This window comes from Flavobacterium sp., assembly GCF_043780635.1.
In the GTDB taxonomy this organism is placed as follows: domain Bacteria; phylum Bacteroidota; class Bacteroidia; order Flavobacteriales; family Flavobacteriaceae; genus Flavobacterium.
Map to the genome: position 1 here is coordinate 1 of NZ_JAYWCK010000126.1, position 3,793 is coordinate 3,793.

At 36.1% G+C, this 3,793-nt stretch carries 3 protein-coding genes and 1 tRNA gene; 2 read left to right on the top strand and 2 right to left on the bottom strand.

Annotation, left to right across the window (positions count from 1 at the left end):
* Positions 1 to 2: 2 nt before the first annotated feature.
* A tRNA-Leu gene (locus tag ACH2BV_RS11540) sits at positions 3 to 84 on the bottom strand.
* A gap of 107 nt (positions 85 to 191) precedes the next feature.
* Between ACH2BV_RS11540 and ACH2BV_RS11545 the strand changes: the two genes are divergently transcribed.
* Entirely contained in the window at positions 192 to 1,580 is a 1,389-nt protein-coding gene (locus ACH2BV_RS11545; protein WP_395050884.1) for a dipeptidase, read from the top strand.
* 69 nt (positions 1,581 to 1,649) lie between these two features.
* Here ACH2BV_RS11545 and ACH2BV_RS11550 read toward each other — a convergent pair whose 3' ends face one another.
* Positions 1,650 to 3,011, bottom strand: a complete 1,362-nt coding sequence (locus ACH2BV_RS11550; RefSeq protein WP_395050885.1) for a saccharopine dehydrogenase family protein — start codon at positions 3,009 to 3,011, stop codon at positions 1,650 to 1,652.
* 162 nt (positions 3,012 to 3,173) lie between these two features.
* Here ACH2BV_RS11550 and ACH2BV_RS11555 point away from each other — a divergent pair, with 162 nt between their 5' ends.
* A complete protein-coding gene (locus ACH2BV_RS11555) occupies positions 3,174 to 3,557 on the top strand; it encodes a DUF423 domain-containing protein (RefSeq protein WP_395050886.1) in 384 nt (127 codons plus the stop codon).
* Positions 3,558 to 3,793: the final 236 nt, after the last annotated feature.

Sequence of the window (3,793 nt, forward strand, 5' to 3'; positions counted from 1 at the left end):
TGTGCGGGTAATAGGACTCGAACCTACACGCCTTGCGGCACCAGATCCTAAGTCTGGCATGTCTACCAATTTCACCATACCCGCAAAATTGTGAGTGCAAATATAAGCATAACTTCCAACTTTCAAAGCAATTTAGATAAAAATATTCGGTCTCTTTTTTGTACTTTTGAAACTATAAAAAACAACAAATTATGGAAACCATAAAATCATACGTTCAGCAACACAAAGACCGTTTTATCAACGAATTAATCGAATTGTTGAAAATTCCTTCCGTTAGTGCTGATGCCGCTTACCACCAAGACATTATCAAAACTGCCAATGCCGTTAAAGCAAGTTTGGAAAAAGCAGGCTGCGATTTTGTCGAAATTTGTGACACGCCCGGAAACCCCATAGTGTATGGCGAAAAAACAATTGACGCAAATCTACCAACCATTTTGGTTTACGGCCATTACGACGTGCAACCAGCTGATCCAATCGAATTATGGACTTCGCCTGCCTTTGAACCTGTTATCAAAAAAACCGAAATCCATCCCGAAGGAGCGATTTTTGCCCGTGGCTCTTGTGATGACAAAGGCCAAATGTATATGCACGTAAAAGCATTGGAATATATGGTCCAATCCAATACTTTGCCTTGCAACGTGAAATTTATGATTGAAGGCGAGGAAGAAATTGGTTCAAAAAGTTTGAGTTGGTTTGTGGAACGCAATCAAGAAAAACTAAAATGTGACGTGATTTTAATTTCGGACACAGGAATGATTTCTAATCAGCAACCTTCGATTACGACGGGATTACGTGGTTTGAGTTACGTAGAAGTTGAAGTTACAGGTCCAAATCGCGACTTGCATTCCGGATTGTATGGTGGTGCAGTGGCTAATCCTATTAATGTTTTGGCAAAAATGATTGCTTCGCTTCACGACGAAAATAACCACGTTGCCATTCCAGATTTTTACGATAAAGTACAGGACTTGTCTCTTGAAGAAAGAGCCGAAATGGCCAAAGCACCTTTCAATTTAGAAAACTATAAAAAAGCATTGGACTTAAATGATATTTATGGTGAAAAAGGCTATGTAACCAATGAAAGAAATTCCATCAGACCAACGCTCGATGTCAATGGAATTTGGGGCGGATACACTGGCGAAGGAGCCAAAACAGTTATTGCAAGTCAGGCTTTCGCCAAAATTTCGATGCGCTTGGTCCCGAACCAAGATTGGGAAGAAATCACCGAATTGTTTACCAAACATTTCATCAGCATTGCTCCGGCTGGAGTGACTGTAAAAGTTAAACCACATCACGGAGGACAAGGTTATGTAACGCCAACGGACAGCATTGGCTACAAAGCCGCTAATAAAGCATATACTGAAACCTTTGGAGTTCCTGCAATTCCGGTACGTTCTGGAGGAAGTATTCCAATAGTTGCTTTGTTCGAAAAGGAACTCAAAAGCAAAACGATATTGATGGGATTTGGTTTGGATAGCGACGCCATTCACTCGCCAAACGAACATTTTGGGATTTTTAATTACTTGAAAGGCATTGAAACGATTCCTTTGTTTTACAAGTATTTTGTGGAAATGTCGAAATAGTTTTAGAATATAAAAACAATAAATCCGCTTCAAAAGAGCGGATTTATTTTAAAACTAAAACTATTTAGATTATTTATCCGGATTATACCCCAAATAAGGAACCGCTTCCTCTTTGAAAACAACACCATATTCTTCTAATTCTTTCAAAATAGGAAGATACACTTCTTCCCGAATAGGAAGCTGAACTCCTGGCGTTTTAATCTTGCCGTTTAATATTAATAAGGTTGCCATTGCAAGAGGCAAACCAACCGTTTTTGCCATAGCAGTATAAGTTTGGTTTTCGCCAATGCAAACCATTTTAGAATCTATTTGCTCTTTTTTGCCGTTTATTTCATGCCCAAATTTATGATACATTACAATCATATCTTTGTCTTTGGGCTGAAGCGTCCAACTGTCTCCAAGGATTTTTTCGAGAATTTGAGCTGGAGATGCATTTTTTAATCCCACCTTTTTGTTGCGGTTAAACAAATCCAGTTCCAACAATTTATCCCACATAATATCGTCCTGATCGATTTTCAAAATCAAACGCATCTTACTTTCGACAGAATCCGTTGGATGATACGGCAAAAAAGAATTTACGAATTGTCTATAATTCATATTCTCGGAATCTTCCATCACATAGCTGTCATCGGTCATTCCGAGTTGCACAAACATATTCCAGGCTTTCGAAAAACCAACTCTTCGAATAGTTCCTCTGTATAAAGTAAGAATATTTTCTAAACCATAAATGTCAAGATATTTCAGCGAATCTCTATTAGAATAGGCTTCAAATCTACCATAACCTTCTACTTCAAGAAATTCGGTTCTGCGAAATAAATTCCAATACGGTATGTATTTATAAGTCCCTTCCTGAAGAAATTTTGCTGCGCCGCCTTGTCCGGCAAGAACCACATTTCGTGGCGCCCAGGTAAATTTATAATTCCACAAATTGGTATCCGATTCCGGAGCCACTAATCCGCCACAAAAGGATTCAAACAAAAGCATTTTCCCTCCTTTTTTCCTGATTTCATTAATTACTTTCATCGCACTCATATGGTCAATTCCGGGATCAAGACCAATTTCATTCATAAAAATCAAGTTGTTTTCTTTTGCCAAAGCATCTAATTCCTGCATCGCATCACTGATGTATGAAGCCGTTGCCATATTTTTTTTATAAACTATACAATCCTTGGCAACCTCAATATGAAGATGTGCTGGCAACATCGAAATCACAATATCTGCTTTTTGAATAGCCTCTTTCCTTTGATTTTCATCAAAAACGTTCAATGCAATTGCAGTCGCGTTAGGATGATTATTAATCTTGTTTTTAGCTGATTCCAATGATAAATCCCCAATAACAAGATGCAAATTCTCTTCATCTGACTTATTTAAAAGATATTGAATTAGCGAAGAAGCCGATCTTCCCGCTCCAATGATTAAAATATTTCTCATAATTACATAAATATAACACAAATATATATTATTGTTGTATTTATAACAAATAGTAATTGATTAAAAATAAAAATGTTTTAAATTAAGGCAAACAAAAAGTATAGTTAAAATTAGTTGCCTTTGAAAGGAAAGAGATACTTTTGCATAGTAAAAAAAAGAAAAATGGACAAAAAAATAATTTCTACAGGAGCAATTTTTGGAATGTTAGCTATCATTTTAGGAGCATTTGGCGCACACGCTTTGAAAAAAGTTTTATCAATTGAAGAGCTTTCTGCTTTTGAAACTGGAGTAAAATATCAAATGTATCACGCCCTATTTTTAGTGCTCATTGGAACGATTAATGAACTTTCTCAAAAAGCAAAGAAAACCATCTATTACTTGGTAGTTGTAGGTGTAATTTTCTTTTCAGGTTCTATTTACTTATTAGCAACAAATAACCTTACCTCATTTGACTTTAAAGTAATTGGTTTTATTACTCCTGTGGGCGGACTCCTATTAATAGTGGCTTGGGGCGTTTTATTTATGAATTTTTTAAAGAAAAAATAATAAAGTTTAGATAAAAAAATTCTAACTGAAAAATAATTTCTACTTTTGCGCGCATAAATTAAACACACAACACACAAATTTATGGACAACTACGCCTTGTTTACGAAATCGATTTCGTTAAAAAATTTAGGAATCGAAAACGCAACTATTAATTATCAATTATCTGCCGAAGAATTACACGAAATTACTTTGCAATCTGGACAGGGAATCGAAAATTCGACTGGAGCTTTAGCAGT

Excerpts from the sequence above, each read along its gene's own strand:
- ACH2BV_RS11545 (WP_395050884.1), top strand. The coding sequence starts at position 192 with ATGGAAACCATAAAATCATACGTTCAGCAACACAAAGACCGTTTTATC.
- ACH2BV_RS11550 (WP_395050885.1), bottom strand. The coding sequence starts at position 3,011 with ATGAGAAATATTTTAATCATTGGAGCGGGAAGATCGGCTTCTTCGCTA.
- ACH2BV_RS11555 (WP_395050886.1), top strand. The coding sequence starts at position 3,174 with ATGGACAAAAAAATAATTTCTACAGGAGCAATTTTTGGAATGTTAGCT.